The organism is Clostridium sp. C2-6-12, assembly GCF_009928485.1.
Classification (GTDB): Bacteria; Bacillota; Clostridia; order Clostridiales; family Clostridiaceae; genus Clostridium.
Genome location: NZ_JAABNP010000062.1, coordinates 1 through 17,568, shown reverse-complemented (window position 1 = coordinate 17,568; position 17,568 = coordinate 1). Strand labels below are relative to the sequence as shown.

Sequence of the window (17,568 nt, the reverse complement as noted above, 5' to 3'; positions counted from 1 at the left end):
TTTTAACAATGGAGGCTTGCATTTTCTATGCGTTAATTTTTTTACGCTTACTCTTGAAAAACATATAAATGATTTTTAAGTAAAAAAAATCCCACCTAATGTACAGGGTGGGATCTTGTTTAATTATTCTTTTTTTCTTTGTTATCTTTTTTATATTTGCTAATCTGTTTACGTAACCCTTCAATATATTCCTTTGGTATATCTGCAGTAATATCACTTTCAGGTGTTTTAATAAAATCATCTTTAACCTTCTCAAAATAGATGTTAGCATATTCAGATAAAGAAATTGCAAATATTGATATTGCTGATATTACTCCAATTTCTAACTTAATTGAATCAGTAAATATATAGTTGTTATCAACAATTTCGTTGAATAGACTTTTTACTACTGGTGAAATCATTGCTATATATCCGAAAGAGTTTATATATTTTGTAATGAAAATTATTACCTTTGCTATTCTATATCTCCATATAAACTTTTTATTGGATTCACCGTCTGTAGATGTACTATTATCTAAATCTATTTCTTTAGGCTCTATCTTTATTGTTAATATTGTTTTTGTATCTTTAATCTTTAGTTTAAGTTCATTGGTTTCTAACTCTGTATATCTCATTTTTTGTTTATCCTTTAATTCTATAATCCATAAATTCAAGATATAACATACTATACTTATTCCAACACACTCCAAAACTGATATATCCCATGTGGAGTTAGATATCATAAGTGCTATACATGTAAAAATTAGTCCCAAAATCTTATCAATTGCTGAACATAAAGCGGATAGCACTTTACATCCAATGATTTTCCAATTATATTTTCCTTCCGTTGTTTCGATTTTGTCATTATTCATTTTATCTGACATTATTGTACCTCCTTATATTTTAAAAATGTATATATATAACTTAAAGCATGTATACTTCTTAATCAATAGATTTTAGGTCTAATAAGGTTTTATTAAATAAATTTTTAACAAAAACTATTGAGTTAATCAAATTGGAGTCTGAATTTACAGCAATCATCAGGAATTGGATTAAATTAGCTAAAAATCAAGATGATTTTATGAAGAAGTTAAGAAATTTAGTGAGTACAAGTTACATTATTAAAATATAAACAAACAAAATGAATTTAGTATAAGTGAGGATTAACCATATCATAAGTGAATGATAAGTTTACTGAAATGGGATATATAAAAATATAATATAGAGTTAGGTATAGTGTATTTTTATATATGTTATTTCTTGAACCAGGAATATATAGGGTATATAATCTATTTATGGAATATAGTTTAAAAGTGAGGAAAGAAAATGGATTTTTTAACGTCATCTATATTATCAGGAATAGCGTGGGATGGAATAAAAGCAATTGGTACTTTAACTGGAACATATATAAAATCAAAACTTACTCATTGGATAGTGGACGAAATTACTTGTAAAAAAATAGCTAAAAAAATAAATGATATGCCAGAAGAATATAAAAAGAGTAGTAGATTTTTAGAAGTCGCTATCGAAGAAGACCAAGAATTAATAGATATACTTAAATTAATTAAAGCTGATTGTAGATATACACAAGATAATGGTGGAAGTTACAATAAAGATAGTAATGTTATTAACGGGAGTGGAAATAATGTTGAGAATAATCGGATATATAACTATTATGGAATAACTCCTCAAGAATTGATACAACAGAAGAACGTTGAAAATGAATCTAATGAAAAATATAGTAGGAAGAGTTTGAAACCCCAAATAGATAATTTGCTAAATGAGAATGAAGAAATATATACATTATATGGACCAACGTTTAAAAACAAAGAAGATATATATAGTAGTAAAGCAGACATATGGAGAGAAATGGCTAAGGATATAATAGTACCTAATAATACCCGAATAGTTAAGTTGTTAGAAGATAATAAGAGACTATTAACTCAAGACGAAATAAAGATTTTTATAAAATTTAAAATTCATGCAAAAGGATTTGAAGAAAATCAAAATAGAGTAGAAAAAAGAGCTGAATATCTTCAGTTTCCGGTAGAAATATATGATATATTAAAATAGGGTGAGGGAATATTATGGGAGAATTATATTATGGAGAAAGAGTACGCAAACCATGGTCAAGAGGAACAGAAAATTTAATAAATGCACTAAAGTTTAAAGATACGGTTGTGGAAGTTAAAGTTATAGATGAGCAAATTTTAAAGATAATGCGAAAAGATATGTATTCAGATATACTTTTGTATATAGTTGATGCCTATGTCTTAGGAGAAGGTGCAACTTTAAAAATAATATCGGACAATCCACAAATTAATGCAATTTTAGTAGTTAGCAATTGGAATGAATACACACATGAAGCTAAAGAATTGGCAAGGTTAAAAAATATAGCAGTGTTTACATTTAAAGAATTAATGGGAGCAATATATTATAATGGAGAAAAATTTATTAATTATAAAACTCCTGAACATAATAACGAATAAGAATATATATGAGAATAATAAGAGAAAATATAGTTTAAATATTTTTCTGTTTGGATCTGTTTTTAATACTAGTAATCCTAATGATATAGATATTTTAATATTATATCCAAGGAATACAAATTATATTAATGAAATATTTAACTTAAAAAATAATATGAAATTGATTTTAGAAAAGGAATTATTAATAGACATAGATATTTTGATTCTATCATATGAAGAAGAGGAAGAGATAGATTTTATTAGATGCGAAGGAGCTATAAATTTTGATTTAATAAATATATATTATAATGATGAAAAAATATAAAAGGAATACTTAGAGCAATATGAGCTTTTAGTATTCCTTTATCTATTTTAAGAAGGTAATAGAAATGATAAAACTATATAAAGTGATACCTTTTTAGTGGTAGAGGAAGTAATAATAATGTTGAAATTTGATTTTATTTTGTAAGCATATATATTATACTGTATATAATGGAAAATAATAGATTGTTATAACGTTTAAGGAAAAATAAAGCAGATAGGAGTAACGATATGGAATATTCTACTGGAGAGAGTGGTATAAAAAGTTTGGGTGGTTTTGCATACCAAATAAAAGTATTTGTATATTATCTGTCGAAACTTCAACAGAACGAGCAAATGGAATTTGAAACACTAGAGGATGTAAATATAAAAGCGGTTCAGAAAGATGAAATAGATACTAAGAGTGACAGTTATAAATGCATAATTAAAGAACAAGAGACAAATGTGGCAATACAAGTAAAAAGGACAAGTATAACAAATGCAAGTGCTGAAAAAATACTATATAATTGGTTACTTGTTGAAAAAACACATGATAATATCAGCAAATATTTACTATTTACTGACAAAGTTTATGATAATCAAGATATTATTTTTAATAGAGATTATAAGAAATTATTTGAAAAAATAAAGTCATCAGATAAAAAAGCAAATGCATTAATTACAATGGTGAAGAATATATTTAATGATGATTTTGAAGAATTTGAAGTTCTTTATAAACGAATTCAAGATAAATACGAATTTAAGGTTGTAGATGAAATAGATAATCAAATTTTAAATAGATATGAACGTATCTTTCACAGATCAGCTCCATCGGTATCAGAAATTATATATTATATGAGAATACAAGAATTAATGAGATATGTAACTATGAAAATTATGCAATCTGTAAACAAAGGACAACCTTTTATTTGTACCTACAGTGAGTTTATGCAACAAATCGAGGAGATTTGTAAAAACATAGAAGAAAATCAGGTGATTTTAAGTTATTCAATATTTAAAAGTAACAATGCAATTGATTGGGAAGACTTGAAGATTGTTAATTCAAGAGAATGTATTCAACTAAATTCATGTAATCTATCAAGACAAAGCGTAGAACAACACCTCATATATAAGTTATATTATGAATTTTTAAAATGTTCATATATGGAGAATAATAAGATATCTAGAATAGAAGATATGGAGAATACAACCTATGAGAATTACGATTTCCTAAAATCAGTATTGCAACAAGAAAATAGAGACACTCCTCTTAACAGGCTTAATGATATAAAGAAAAGTTCAAACTCATATACACCAAATGAACAAGTTAAGTATGGTGTAGCAATTCATTTAACACGAGATGATATTGATGATGAGAAACAAATATCTTGGAAGGAGGATATATAAATGTCTAAAAATAAAGTATTAGCAGAAGCGATCATGTTAAGTGGTTACTGCGATATAATATTAGGAATTTTACAGAAGCATAAGCAACTTAGTATTAACAAAACACTTGTTTTTTCTTATCTAATAAAGAAAAATAAATTTAATGAAAAAGAAATTTACAGTGCCAATAATTCTAAAGATATTCTATTAAAATGTATTTCAAAGTTATCTGGTGCATTTGAGGATTACTGTAATAGTATTGAATATATATTTAAAGCTATTCATTTATTAATACAAAATGGAGATTTGTTAATTGAAGATGATATACTAAATTATAATTCAAAAAATAATAAAACTATTTATATGGAAAATAATTTTATTGCAAAATCTATTAATGTAAGTGGAAAAATGACAGATAGACAGTTTTTGAAGGAGGTCATCCACAATGTTTAAAATTGATAAGCTAATTATGAAAAGTAATCACAATGAAGAATTTACATATAAATTTGAATATGGAATTAATTATTTTAAGGGAAAGAATAGTTCTGGAAAAACAGAATTCTATAAATTTATCGATTATATGTTGGGTTCATCAGAAAAAATAAACAAGCAATACTGGTATAAAGATAGTTTAAAAGAAGCTACGATGGAAATTTTTTATGATAATATCAGCTATGTTCTAACCAGAACTTTAGATGCAGAAAAGAATTATTTATACTATAAAGATGAAGAGCAAGGAGAGTCTATAGGAAGTAGGGAATATAAAGATAAATTAAATTCTATTTTTACTAAAGAAGAATTATTTCTAAAGGATATTAGGGAATTTACAGATGAAAACCTAACATATAGATCATTTACAATGTTTAATTTTTTAGGCGAAAAGAGACAAGGGGTTTTAAATGATTTTTTAGATAAATGCAGTGATATAAGATATTCTGTAAAGCTTAATCCTATATTAAATTTTATATTTAATAAAAATTTATCACTGATATTTAAACTAAAAAAAGAACTTGAGGTTCTAGAAAATGAAGTTAAATCAATTGAAAGAACTGTAAGTAGATTTGATTTTATATGCAATAAAGTTAATTTAAACTTACATAAATTAAATATACTTATACCATACAACGGTAGAAATTCTGACGAAATCAAGGAACAAATTGAAAGTATAAAGTCAATGGAGAGTAAAATAAATAAGAATAGTACTAAAACTATTGCAGAGTTAGAAGCGATATTCAATAATTTAGATGAGCAGATTAAAATATATGAAAATAGAATCTTAGACTCTAAAAGAATGAATATAGAAGGAGAAAATAGAAAAATACTTTTAGAGAGATTAAATTTAATTTTGCAAAATACTAATGAGTTACAGTATCTAATAGAACCTGTAACTAATTTAGTTCAAGATTTAGAGAGTAGCATTTCTTTTAATAACTATATAATTAATGATACTGCAGTTCAAGAAATGAGAAAACAAAGGGAAAATTTAAAGAAAGAAATTTTTAATAATAATTATAGATTTAAAAGATTTAATATAGATGAAAAAATTAAAGCAATATCTATTGTGGAAGATTATTTAAGTGAAAATATAAGTTATAATGAGGATGAACTTAAAGAGAAAAGAAAGAGAATACGAGCAATTAAAGAAGAAATAAAAATATTGCAAAATGCAGATGATGTTGAAAAGATAGAAATGATTTCAGAGAGTATTACTAATCTATATAAATCAGCATATGAAGTTTCAGAATTAGTTAAGCATGATATTGATATTGAAGGATTCAAGATACAATATATTAAAAAGGGAAATATTCTTCAACCTATGATAACAGTTAATGAAGATGAAAGAAATGAAGCAGAAATTGTAAGCGAAGGTGATAAAAAATCTTCAGAAAAGTACTATACAGGGAGTATGGCAAGGCATACACTTATTCAGTTATCAGGGTATTTAAGTTTTTTGGAATTATTGATTAAAGAAAATAAATATCCTATTGTACCTATATTTGCTATTGATCATATTTCTAAACCATTTGACTTGATCAATAGAAAAGCAATAGGAACAATTTTAGAGAAATTTTATGAAACAATGGATAGAAAAAATATTCAAATATTTATGTTTGATGATGAAAATAATGAGGATTTATTAGTAACTAATGCTACAATAGATAATTTAATATCTGAAAATAAAAGTGGTTTTAATCCGTTCTATTATGAAATTAAAGATGATTATGGTAATAGTAGAAGAATATAAGAAAAAGGGATACCTAGAGTAATAAGTTTTGGGTATTCCTTTTTGTATTTCAAGTAAGGTAAAGATGATAAAGTTGTATAAGTATAATTTATTGGGTGTAGTTCAAAAATTATATTTTTGTTACTGATATTACTACATTTACCACATCAAATTTGAACTAAGCCATTTATTGTCTTAATTTTTATGGAAAAAGATTGTGTATAAAGTTACTAAATTTATACACATAACATACTAAATGGTTTGTTATAAAAAAGTCCAACAAAACACATTTATTAGTTAACACAAAATTTTAAAATTAAAAATAATTTTTTTATTTATCTAATTTTAAAATTTCAAGTTATACTATGTAAAAATAAAGGAGTTGGTTTATATGAAACAAAGATTAGTAAAACGTAGAATTTGTAAATATAGAGTAATTGAAGAAATGCAGCATTTGGTAATGTTGGGAATGAGTAATACAGATATAATGTATCAAGATTATTGTGAAGAGCAGTATGAAGAAATAAAATATTACTTAGAAATGTATATGAATATGACAGAACCTCATTTAAAAGATGATTTAAGTGAGTGTTATGATTACTGCAATAATTATAAAAGTAAAGTAAGAGTAGAAAAATCCAAAAAATATTTTAATAAAATGATTAAGGTAATAAATAGTGATCGATATTATTATGTTGAAAAATTGCAAAGAATTTATTTCTTAAAAGATGATTATTTTGAAGACTGTGGTAGTTTTTAAAGATATAATGAAATTATTTTAATTTAGTAGTTTTAATATCATCTTATTTTTTTTATAAATGGATTGTATTTCATTAAAGAAGGATGATGATGATAATAAACTTATTGTAGGTATTTAGCAGTAGTAGAAGTGTTTTTAGATATAAATTTGGATTACAAATGTTATTGGAATTTTCACAAACAAGATAAAACATTTAAATTAAAATTTCACTGATGAAAGTTAATATTTTCAATTTTAAATTTACAAAACTTATAGTTCTTGTTATAAAACTTTTTCTTATTTTATAAAAAAAGAATGTGTATAAATTTAATAGAAATATACACAGAAATAATGTATATTATATAGAAAATAGGTTAATAATTTAATTATAAAATACAAGTGAAAATTTAATTTAAGTATAAAAAAAATTTCATTACTCTTGAAGGGTGATGAAATTTTTTTTAGTTGGACAAGCAGTTTTGTGTATAAAATTTGATTTTATGTCTAAAATGACGACAGAAAGGAGAAATGCAAAAATTTATAAACAGATTTACTCACTAAATATAAATTGAAAGGATGGATTAATATAGTACAAATATATGTGGATGGCGGAGTGAAGGATCATATTATGTATATAGGAGTGATTGACTTATATGGAACTACTGGAATAAGGTATTCTAAAAAATTAGAGGAAGGTTGCAGCCATACTGCGGAAGAATTAGCTCTATTTGATGCACTAATGATGGTTAGTAAAATAGGCTTAAGTGATGAGATTATTATTTACTCAGATCAGCGAACTTTAGTTGATATGATAAAGACTAAACATGTTACTAAAAAGATTGAAGAGAAATATCCAAAGATAACTGAAATACTGAAATTAGTGAGTGATAGTAAAAATATATCAGTAGAATGGATCAAAAGCACTAAGAATGCTGCACATACATTGGTAAGCAGTGCGTATTTAGGTATATTTTATAATAATGGATTACAAGACAATAAAAAACCATTTAGTGAACAACAGAATATTATTAAAAAATTTAAATTTGAAATTCAAAAAAGAGATTTAATAATAAAAGATTTAATTAAAACCATAAATAGGCTAAATAAGTTAACTGTAAATGAAAATTTTAAAGCTATAGACCAATAGAAGAAAATTCAAATTACATTAATAATTTTATATAGAAAGGGATGAAGTGATTGTGTCAGATAATGGACAGTTGTTTGATTCATGGGAAAGCTACGACTCTATATTTAAACCAAAAAGAAAAGTAAATAATAAATCTAGTAATGCATTACCACACATAATAGGAACTTTCTATAGTAATAAGATGAATAAATGCATAGAATACGAATCTATAAATGAATTTATACTGTATTCAATTTTAGAATTAGATAAAAGAACTTTTAGGTATTATGTTCAGCCTGTAGAAATTGAGATGAAATATACTGATAAAGATGGTATAGAGAAAAGATGGATACATGTTCCTGATGTACTGGTTTTTCGACATAACATGAAGCCAATATTATATCAAGTTAAAGATCCTAAAAGTAAGATTACAGATAAAATTGAGATTATAAATAAAAGATGTAATAAATATGCTGAAAAGAATGAGTGGAATTATAATGTTATTTATCCTAAATTATTACCAACTGAATTAATAAGAAATATTAGATTTCTTATTGGATTTTTAAAGCGAAGGAAGGAATATAATAATTTGATTCCTAATGTGATGGCACGATTAGAGGATATGAGAAATACAAACATAAATGAATTACTAAACAGTTTCACAGATGAAATAAATACATTCAGTTTGCTTCCTACAATATATCATTTAATAGCCAATGGAAGCATTTTTACAAATATTGAGGCGCCAATATCAGAATTCAGTAATATAACTATTTATAGAGAAATAGACTATTTTAGTTATCTAAAGGAAGTGACCAGTACTGAGAATAAACAGACTAAAAATTAATTCGGAAATTATATATATGGGAAAAAGATATGTAGTAGTATCAATAGAACCTCCTAATGTTTTTATTAGAAGAATAGATTCAGATGGAGTTTCAATAATGATAGAATTTTCAGAACTTGTTTCAAATGCATTAATAAATGATGAGAATTCTCCACAATATATAAAACCAATTGCTGATGCTAATGAAGAAATATCATTTAATTTATTGTCAGGTCATAAAAAGGATATAGCATATAAAAAGATGGATGTAATTAGACCTTTAATTATTTTTAAGGCTATAAAAGAAGGTTATATTAGAGCAAATTATGAATTTAAAGAATATTATAGTGAACTCACAGATGAAAATGAAGAATTAACTGAATTAAATCAGGAAGAACTTATTAATAGAATAGCTAAGAAAGAAAATATTTCAGTAAGAACAATAAAGAGATATCTATCTGCATATAGAAAAGCTGAAAATGTCAAAGAAAAAAGTGGTGTAGAAGGATTAGTACCAAAAAGCGGAAGTGGATATTTAGCTAGAAAGGATAATAAAACTCTAAATATATATAATCCTAGAAATCCAAACATTATTTTGGATAGTATTAATGTCAGAATAGATAGTGTTTATATTCCTATTATACAGGACGTAATTTCAAAAGAATATCTTACAACAAGGCAGGCAGGGAAAAATGAAATATACGATTCTATATGCGTAAAATGTTTTATGAAAAATATTCCTCCACCTAAAATGATTACTATATATAAATTACTGGATAGAGTTAACCCACAAGTAAAATCTAGACTTAGAAATTCTAAAGAAGCCGCAGCGATATATGATGATATTGAAAGAGGATTTTCTAATGAAGATGCTATGTATCCGTTACATGTTATAGAGATTGATCATACTGAACTTGATATGGATGTAATGGATAGTAAAACAGGATATGTAACTGGAAGACCATGGATAACATTAGGAATTGATGTATATAGTAGATGTATTTGGTGTATGTATATATCATTTGAACCCCCTTCAGCAAATAGAGTAAGAAAGGCATTAGAGAACGGAATTTTTTTCAAAGATAATAAATATGATACACAAAATAAATGGGACGTATTTGGTATACCTAATACTATATTTTTAGATAATGGTCCTGATTTTAAAAGTGTTGAGGTAAAAAGAATGATAAATGATACGCTAAAATCTCATGTAAAATATAGACCTGTAAGAACTCCTAGATATGGAGGAGTAATTGAACGATGCTTTGGTACTATAAATGAAGAATTTATACACAGACTTGAGGGAACAAGAAAAAGCAATTTTAGAAAACTTGGAGAATATGAACCTGAAAAAATGGCAGCATTGACATTGGATGATATTAAGGAACTCTTAACAATTTATATAACAGATGTTTATCATTGTTCTGAACATAAAGGACTTCCTGTATATGAAAATATACCTTTAGTCAGATATAGTGAAGGGATTAAAAAAGCAGGATATCCGGAATTTATTAGTAAAAGTGATGAGGAATTTTATAAAGTAGAATTAATGGCTACTGATATGAAACCATATACCAGAGATGGTGTAAGATTAGGAAACGTAATTTATAAGTCTCCGGAATTTTCACAATTCATAGGAGGACGGGATAAGAAGTATAGAATTAAATATAATGATGATGATATTTCTAAGATATATATATTAAATCCAAAGTTAAACCAATATATAGAACTACGAGCAGCAATACCATCATATGAATCATTGGTTAATGTTAATAGGTATACGTATAAAAAGATGCTTGAACTTATTAAAGAGGAAGGAATTGCAAAGAGAAATGAGATAATTTCAACAGATGGTGTCATAAAAGCTAAAGCTAAGTTAAAACAAATTATTTCTAAAAAATATGATGTAAATAGAAGTATAAGAAAGCAGGCACAAAGAACAAATTTTGACATGAAAATAGATTTTAGCGATGCTCAAATAAATACGAAGGAAAATAATATGAAACTTGAAGATATAATTTCGCAAGCAAAAAAAATTGAAGAGAGAAGGAATAAAAAATAGATGCCTAATTTATTGGAAGCACAAAAATTTGCAGAAAGAGTAGCTAATATTTATATAAAGTATCCAAGAATACAAAGAATATATGATGTATTGTCATCAATGAGATGTATAGGAACATTTGATAATAGAAATGAAAGTCAATCCAATTTATTTATAATTGGTCAATCTGGTGTTGGAAAGACTAGAATGATAAAAAGATATGCTGAAATGAATAAAGGATTTGTAAAAATAGAAGATGGGATAGAATATGATATTAAACCAGTGGTTTATTTAGAAATTCCTAATCCATTCACTCTTTTAGAATTATATCAATCCATAATCAAAGCACTTGGTGCACCTATAATTATGTATAGGCCCTCCATAGGTGATGCCAAGAGGCATGCATTTACCTTGCTTGAAAAGCAGCAAGTTGAAATGTTGATTTTTGATGAAATGGATTACGTATTGAGTAGTAGATATATTAAGCCACAAGAAGCAATGGAGGCTATAAAACATATTGGAAATGTAGCAAGTGCATCTCTTGTATGTGTAGGAACACCTCAAGTAGACGAGCTAAGAAAACTGAATTTTCAATATATTAGGAGGTTTCCTAAAATAGAATTAGAAAGGTTTAATGAATTAAATGATGAATTTTGTATGTTTTTAAGTAGTATAGAAGAACAAATTAATCCGATAGAAGAAATAGGATTAGGTAATTTAGAAACTAATTTACCACAAGTTTTTTTTGCAATGAGTAAAGGTGTTGTTTCGATAATAACTAGAACGATTCAAGAAGCATATAGGTTATTAGGAGTATTTAATGAAGATTTTGATGATATTTTAAAAGCAAAACTTAGTATTGATGTTATATATACAGCTTATAAGAACATTGTAGGCGATATTGATATGGAAGAGTTTGAGAAAGCTATCTATTTTAAGTAATGTAGGAGGATTATTTTAAAGATGCAAGACAAATTGACTGTTAGATTTAAACCATTCAAAGATGAATTGCTTACTAGTTACTTGGCAAGGCTTTCGAAAAATAATGGGGTAGATTTATTACGCTTATTAAATAGTATAAAAGAAAAAAATGACGACTATATACAATTAAGTGAATTAAGTGTTATTGATAAAATTCCATTTAATCATATAAATTATAATGAACTTGAAAAGTTGTTAGGATTTAGAATAGATTTTTTGTTGACTAATACTTTTTATAATATTATTGAAAAATTTGGAGATAGCAGTGAAGTTGAAAGGGCTAGATTTATTTCAGGAGTCATACGAAAGGATTGCTATTATTGTCCTAAATGCCTAGAAGAAAAGATGTACTATAGATTAATGTGGAAGATTGAAGGTGTAACAAATTGTGCTAAACATAAATGTAAACTTTTAAATAAATGCCCACATTGTAATCATAAGATTAAGTATGAGGAAATAACTTCTTTAGGGATATGTAGTAGTTGTGGAGGAAAACTTTCTGAAGATATAGAAAAGGATATAGATAATGTCAACTATTCATTATATCAAACTTATTTGTATGAGAGTTGGAATAAGTTGATGTATAGTAACTATAACAAAATGAAATCACAAGAAATAGCCTATAAAATTTTATACATTTTAAATAAGAAAAGAAGTATTTTTGATAAAGATTTACTTAATAATTTAAACAAAGAAAAATACTTTTTACAAATGATTTTACAATATGCAAGAGGAACAACTATAACTAAAAGAACATTACATATATCAAGTATTATTAATATATTATTTAAAAATAAAATTAGCATTGATGATTTTTTGAATTTACAAGTACCTAAAGAATTTGTAGCCTCAGTTAAAGAGAAAAAACAAAATAAATTAGAAAGAACTAGTTGTATGGCACCGTGGTGTAAAAATTATAAAGTTAACGGAGAATTAATTAAAACTAATACGGCTTATAGAAAATTAGTAAATAACAGTGCTTTATTATATTATATGTACTGTCCAGAGTGTGGTTGTGAATATGCATATGATGAAAATGGATATTTAGTTGAAAGAACCTCATTTATTGAAGGATTTAATTGCTTGAATAATACATGGAATAACAATATATCGTTAGAAAATCTTGCATATGTAAATAGCATGACAGAGGATAAGATAAAGAGAATTTTAGCATATTTTAATACTAGAGGGATGTATTTAAAAGATGAAAAGACAATTATTCTAGAAGAAGAATTGATAAATTTATTTATTAAAGAGATAGAAAAGGGAAGTACTTTAAATAAAATAAAAAATTTAAAATGCTGGAGCGGGTATAGAGAATTTTTATTATATAGATTTCATAAAGAAGTAATGTTAGAACTTAATATGAAAAAGGTTATGCGAAATAAAATAGTTAATACAGAAAATAAAAGACAAAAGGTTATTAATATATTAGAAGAATTATTAAAAGATGATATACCAATTACATTAAATAAAGTTTGTAGTAAATTAAATATTTATCCTGAAACAATTAGGTATTGGAAATGCAATAAGTTAATTGCTGATTACAAAACTAAGCAAAAGGATAATTATATGCAAAGAAATAGAAAAGTTATAAAAGAAAAAATAAAACTATTTATTGTAAAGAATAAAGATAATTTTATTAGAACTGAAGATCTATATAAATATATAGGAGTACAAAGAAATGTATTGTGGAGAAAATATCCTGAAATTACAGCATATATAACTAGTGAGATTAGTAGACATAACAAATTGATGTAGGAATAACATTTTTTTGCTGATGCATAGTTAGAGAAACCATTTCATTTGAACGGAGGAGGTTTATGGATATAAGGTTACCAATAAGACTAAGTATTGTTGAAGGAGAATCATTTAGTGGATATATTATAAGATCTGCAAGGGCAATGGGTGTTGATTGCAAGGAATTTTTTAAATATATTATTTATAATTGTAACATACACTATAAATTTAAAGATAATATAATAAATGTAGCTTACTCTCAAATAGCCAAGGGTATTGATGTTTTTCCATTTGAGATATTAAAAGAAAACAATATATGTTCTATATTTAATAAATCAAAAGAAGAAATTGAAAATGCTACTTTTAAGAATGTATTTGATGTGTTAAATGTAAAGTTGGCTTTAGGCAAAGAACATATTGGAAAGGAGTTAGTTAAAGATGTAAGGAGATTCTGTCCTCTATGCTTAAAAGAGAATGGCATTTATAAATTAATGTGGCAAATTAAGGATATAAGGATTTGTGACATACATAATATAAAATTGGTTAGTTATTGTGGTGTCTGTAATTCTAAGCAAAGATACTTTTCATCATATTTAGGAAATTACATATGCAGTAATTGTCATTCTTTGTTGTGGGAAAAAGTAAATAGAGATGATTTAAATATTAATAAATTAAATGAACAAATATTAGTATATAATAATTGGAAGTTTTTGCTTAAATATAAAAACAAACTAGTAAAGATAATTCCACATTATAATTTTAATCAATCTCTGGCAATAACAATGTTATATATTGCACAAAATCAAGAGAATACATTTCGAATAGAAAATATAAAACAATTTCATGAAAAAACAATTTGTAATATTGTCAAATTTATAAATAATAAGGAAATTGGAGAGAAGGTCTCTTTAAATGGTGTGAAACGAATAGCAAATGATAAAAATATCTTGCTAAAGTCTTTACCTAATATTGAAGTTCCTATATCATATATTCAATCTTTAGTTGAACAAAGGAAGAAGGCTATGGAATTAATGTGTTTATCACCGTGGTGTGATTTCTTTGGTAAAAACGATAAAATTGAAATACTAGGAAAATGTAATTCAAAAAGTAATGAGTTTGTGAAAAAATTTGTTTGTACTGAATGTAATATGCGATTTGGGTATAACTTCCGAAAAAATATGTGTGAACCATTTAATAAAACGTTCTTTAATAATATACCTAAAATTAAAGAAATGATTTTGAAAGGCAAAATTCAAGGAGAGATTGTTGATACTTTAGGAATAAGTGCATATTTGTATACAAAAATTTTAGCGTATTTACTTTTAAATAATTTAGTAAATAGTAATGTAGAAACTAATAGTTATATGATTATACCAATAGATATAAAAGATAGATTTAATCTATTATTTGACAAAAAATGTTTAACGGATAAAAAGGCTAAGAAAATTTTTGGGTGGAGTTATTTTCAATTCCATTACTATTATTGGTTACCTGAGATACAAAATTTCCTAATCGATAAAGAAAAATATGAGGGACTAAGAAGAAGTCAATTTAGACCTCAAAAAAGGAACTGGAAGAAAGTGTTGCTGATAGCTATATATTATTTTTTGAAAAGAGACATAGATATATGCTATAAAAATACTAATAAATATTTTCAAATTTCACGAGAAATGTTGCTTAGACATAAGTTGGGTGATATTTTCGAAACATCAATGAGATTCCAAGCAAATAAGAAAAGAATAGAATATAATTTTTACATAATTAAAAAAGTAGCTAATTATTTAGATAAGTTTAAGTTTGAAAACGTACTTCTAAAAGATTTATTTGCTAAAACAAAAATAAATCGATATCAGCTAACAACAAATTATCCGGATTTGGAAAAGTATGTAGTAAGAAAGGTAAAGATACATAATTTAAAAGTTAAAGAACAAAAAATAGAATGTTATAAAGTGGAAATAGAAAAGATTTATTTAAAAAGTATAGAAAATGGTGAGTTAGAAACAATTAGAAGTATATCTTTAAAATTAGGGAGAGAATATAAATTTATTTCCAGATGCCCTGAATTGAATGATTTTACTAAGAAACTTTTGGAGCATGGTATTAATACAGAAAGTGACAATTAATATTATAATAAAAACGATTTGTGACAAGGAATAATATATTTTATGTCAAATGAATGTTATAATTCTTCTGTTTTAAAAATAGTTTTAGTGACAATTGTAATTATAATTCACATATATATTTATATGGAAATTAATGTTGCATATATGATAAATAATAGAATTTCTTAAAAATAGAATATAATTATATAAGGCATAGAGTAAGATGAGAAGTATCTCAGGATTACTTTATGCCTTATTTTTATAGTATAATAAAAGTAAGAGTGATTGCATTTATTATACATTTTAACTAATATCATTTATCAGAGGTAACACACATGAAAATAAGAAATGAATATACATGTCCGTTGGAACTTACTCATGACATGATTAAAGGTAAATGGAAACCGATAATTTTATGGAGACTTAGGCTTGGAGGAATATCTCTTTCAAAGCTTGAAAAAGATATCAATGGAATTACACAAAAGATGTTAATAGAACAGTTGAAGGAATTAATGAAATTTGGACTTGTTGATAAAATTACATATGATGGATATCCGCTAAGAGTTGAATATTTTTTAACTAAAGATCGTGGAGAACCTATGTTGCAGGCATTAAGTATAATGCAGAATATTGGAATCCAATTTATGCTGTCAAATGGACAAGAAGAGATATTAAAAGAAAAAGGAATTATAGAATAATAGATTAATAAAATTATATACACACAAAAAAGTGGGTAATTTACTCAATGTACATTTTCCTATATATTAATAATAATTAATACAAAGAAATTTAATTATATAACAAGTGAAATTTGGAGGTACAAAGAGTATGAAAGTAACAAGTGCAGGTATAAAAAATGGTATTATTCAAGATAAGTATGGAAAAAGAGGAAGTCAGTTTAATGAAGCTGGGATACCAACGTATTCATTGCCAATTAAAATTGAAGATTCCCCTAAAGAAACAGTATCATATGCATTAATTTTAGAGGATAAGGATGCTGTGCCAGTGTGTGGCTTTTCTTGGATTCACTGGTTAGCGGCTAACATTACAAAAACTGAAATAAAAGAAAATGAAAGTATTTTGAAAAAAGATTTTGTTCAAGGTGTAAATAGCTGGTGTGGAGTAGTGGCTAATGTAGATAAGGAGTATGCAACAGGATACGGAGGTATGACCCCACCCAATGCGCCTCATAGTTATGAATTACATATTTTCGCATTAGATGATAAATTAAATTTACAGGATGGGTTTTATATGAATGAACTATATAAAGCTATGGATGGGCATGTTTTAGATGAAGCTGTATTAAAAGGATGTTATCAAAATTAAAGGATATTTATATTAATGGTTACTATTTATCGTAAGAACAATATTTTTAACATTACTCTATGTTTCATTTTGTTTATTCATAAATTTTATTAAGGCTGTTATGTAAAAATAAAGTGATTTAGTAAGCTTTAAAATATAATGAAGATAAGGTATTTGGGAATAAATACTTTGTCTTTTTTATTTTGAGAATAAATCATAAAAAGTTAATATGAAATATAGATATGAGAATTAATTGGTACTTATTTCAGTATATGATACAATAGAAAAAATTTTGTAATTGAATCTGTTAAGCTGTTATGAAAAAATAGCTTGATTATTCATAGAATTACT

The 17,568-nt window shown here is 25.5% G+C and carries 16 protein-coding genes; 15 read left to right on the top strand and 1 reads right to left on the bottom strand.

Annotation, left to right across the window (positions count from 1 at the left end; all coding sequences use genetic code 11):
• Window positions 1–119 precede the first annotated feature (119 nt).
• Window positions 120–863 carry a hypothetical protein gene (locus GXK56_RS26475; protein ID WP_160693138.1) on the bottom strand — a complete coding sequence of 248 codons (744 nt, stop codon included), beginning with the start codon at window positions 861–863 and terminating at the stop codon, window positions 120–122.
• A 442-nt stretch (window positions 864–1,305) separates the two neighbouring features.
• Between GXK56_RS26475 and GXK56_RS26470 the strand changes: the two genes are divergently transcribed.
• The 15 genes from GXK56_RS26470 to GXK56_RS26400 all read left to right on the top strand — a co-directional run bounded on the left by GXK56_RS26470 (window position 1,306) and on the right by GXK56_RS26400 (window position 17,238).
• Window positions 1,306–2,052: a hypothetical protein gene (locus GXK56_RS26470; protein ID WP_160693136.1), complete on the top strand. Its 747-nt coding sequence runs from the start codon at window positions 1,306–1,308 to the stop codon at window positions 2,050–2,052.
• 14 nt (window positions 2,053–2,066) lie between these two features.
• Window positions 2,067–2,468, top strand: coding sequence for a hypothetical protein (locus GXK56_RS26465; protein ID WP_160693134.1), 402 nt, complete (start codon window positions 2,067–2,069; stop codon window positions 2,466–2,468).
• The gene (locus GXK56_RS26460) at window positions 2,419–2,772 is read left to right on the top strand and encodes a hypothetical protein (RefSeq protein ID WP_160693132.1); all 354 of its coding nucleotides are present in this window, start codon (window positions 2,419–2,421) and stop codon (window positions 2,770–2,772) included. The genes GXK56_RS26465 and GXK56_RS26460 overlap by 50 nt, the downstream gene beginning before the upstream one ends.
• Window positions 2,773–2,999: 227 nt before the next feature.
• Complete coding sequence (locus GXK56_RS26455) at window positions 3,000–4,154, top strand: hypothetical protein (protein ID WP_160693130.1); 1,155 nt, start codon at window positions 3,000–3,002, stop codon at window positions 4,152–4,154.
• Window positions 4,155–4,586 (top strand): hypothetical protein, encoded by a 432-nt coding sequence (locus GXK56_RS26450; protein ID WP_160693128.1) that lies wholly within the window; start codon window positions 4,155–4,157, stop codon window positions 4,584–4,586.
• Window positions 4,579–6,378 (top strand): hypothetical protein, encoded by a 1,800-nt coding sequence (locus tag GXK56_RS27920; RefSeq protein WP_202127950.1) that lies wholly within the window; start codon window positions 4,579–4,581, stop codon window positions 6,376–6,378. The genes GXK56_RS26450 and GXK56_RS27920 overlap by 8 nt, the downstream gene beginning before the upstream one ends.
• A gap of 370 nt (window positions 6,379–6,748) precedes the next feature.
• Window positions 6,749–7,117: a hypothetical protein gene (locus GXK56_RS26440; RefSeq protein ID WP_160693126.1), complete on the top strand. Its 369-nt coding sequence runs from the start codon at window positions 6,749–6,751 to the stop codon at window positions 7,115–7,117.
• A 607-nt stretch (window positions 7,118–7,724) separates the two neighbouring features.
• A complete protein-coding gene (locus GXK56_RS26435; protein WP_207710288.1) occupies window positions 7,725–8,243 on the top strand; it encodes a ribonuclease H family protein in 519 nt (172 codons plus the stop codon).
• Between the two features lie 52 nt (window positions 8,244–8,295).
• Window positions 8,296–9,069: a TnsA endonuclease C-terminal domain-containing protein gene (locus GXK56_RS26430; RefSeq protein WP_160693122.1), complete on the top strand. Its 774-nt coding sequence runs from the start codon at window positions 8,296–8,298 to the stop codon at window positions 9,067–9,069.
• Window positions 9,070–9,085: 16 nt separating this feature from the next.
• Complete coding sequence (locus tag GXK56_RS26425) at window positions 9,086–11,110, top strand: Mu transposase C-terminal domain-containing protein (RefSeq protein WP_160693120.1); 2,025 nt, start codon at window positions 9,086–9,088, stop codon at window positions 11,108–11,110.
• Complete coding sequence (locus tag GXK56_RS26420; RefSeq protein ID WP_160693118.1) at window positions 11,111–12,031, top strand: TniB family NTP-binding protein; 921 nt, start codon at window positions 11,111–11,113, stop codon at window positions 12,029–12,031.
• Window positions 12,032–12,052: 21 nt separating this feature from the next.
• Window positions 12,053–13,831, top strand: a complete 1,779-nt coding sequence (locus tag GXK56_RS26415) for a TniQ family protein (RefSeq protein ID WP_160693116.1) — start codon at window positions 12,053–12,055, stop codon at window positions 13,829–13,831.
• A gap of 62 nt (window positions 13,832–13,893) precedes the next feature.
• On the top strand, window positions 13,894–15,933 hold the full coding sequence (locus tag GXK56_RS26410) for a TniQ family protein (protein ID WP_160693114.1): 2,040 nt from the start codon (window positions 13,894–13,896) through the stop codon (window positions 15,931–15,933).
• 314 nt (window positions 15,934–16,247) lie between these two features.
• Entirely contained in the window at window positions 16,248–16,610 is a 363-nt protein-coding gene (locus GXK56_RS26405) for a helix-turn-helix domain-containing protein (protein WP_160693112.1), read from the top strand.
• 130 nt (window positions 16,611–16,740) lie between these two features.
• A complete protein-coding gene (locus GXK56_RS26400) occupies window positions 16,741–17,238 on the top strand; it encodes a YbhB/YbcL family Raf kinase inhibitor-like protein (protein WP_160693110.1) in 498 nt (165 codons plus the stop codon).
• Window positions 17,239–17,568: the final 330 nt, after the last annotated feature.

Coding starts and splice junctions, on each gene's coding strand:
- GXK56_RS26475 (WP_160693138.1), bottom strand. CDS start 863: ATGTCAGATAAAATGAATAATGACAAAATCGAAACAACGGAAGGAAAA.
- GXK56_RS26470 (WP_160693136.1), top strand. CDS start 1,306: ATGGATTTTTTAACGTCATCTATATTATCAGGAATAGCGTGGGATGGA.
- GXK56_RS26465 (WP_160693134.1), top strand. CDS start 2,067: ATGGGAGAATTATATTATGGAGAAAGAGTACGCAAACCATGGTCAAGA.
- GXK56_RS26460 (WP_160693132.1), top strand. CDS start 2,419: ATGGAGAAAAATTTATTAATTATAAAACTCCTGAACATAATAACGAAT.
- GXK56_RS26455 (WP_160693130.1), top strand. CDS start 3,000: ATGGAATATTCTACTGGAGAGAGTGGTATAAAAAGTTTGGGTGGTTTT.
- GXK56_RS26450 (WP_160693128.1), top strand. CDS start 4,155: ATGTCTAAAAATAAAGTATTAGCAGAAGCGATCATGTTAAGTGGTTAC.
- GXK56_RS27920 (WP_202127950.1), top strand. CDS start 4,579: ATGTTTAAAATTGATAAGCTAATTATGAAAAGTAATCACAATGAAGAA.
- GXK56_RS26440 (WP_160693126.1), top strand. CDS start 6,749: ATGAAACAAAGATTAGTAAAACGTAGAATTTGTAAATATAGAGTAATT.
- GXK56_RS26435 (WP_207710288.1), top strand. CDS start 7,725: ATGTATATAGGAGTGATTGACTTATATGGAACTACTGGAATAAGGTAT.
- GXK56_RS26425 (WP_160693120.1), top strand. CDS start 9,086: ATGGGAAAAAGATATGTAGTAGTATCAATAGAACCTCCTAATGTTTTT.
- GXK56_RS26420 (WP_160693118.1), top strand. CDS start 11,111: ATGCCTAATTTATTGGAAGCACAAAAATTTGCAGAAAGAGTAGCTAAT.
- GXK56_RS26415 (WP_160693116.1), top strand. CDS start 12,053: ATGCAAGACAAATTGACTGTTAGATTTAAACCATTCAAAGATGAATTG.
- GXK56_RS26410 (WP_160693114.1), top strand. CDS start 13,894: ATGGATATAAGGTTACCAATAAGACTAAGTATTGTTGAAGGAGAATCA.
- GXK56_RS26405 (WP_160693112.1), top strand. CDS start 16,248: ATGAAAATAAGAAATGAATATACATGTCCGTTGGAACTTACTCATGAC.
- GXK56_RS26400 (WP_160693110.1), top strand. CDS start 16,741: ATGAAAGTAACAAGTGCAGGTATAAAAAATGGTATTATTCAAGATAAG.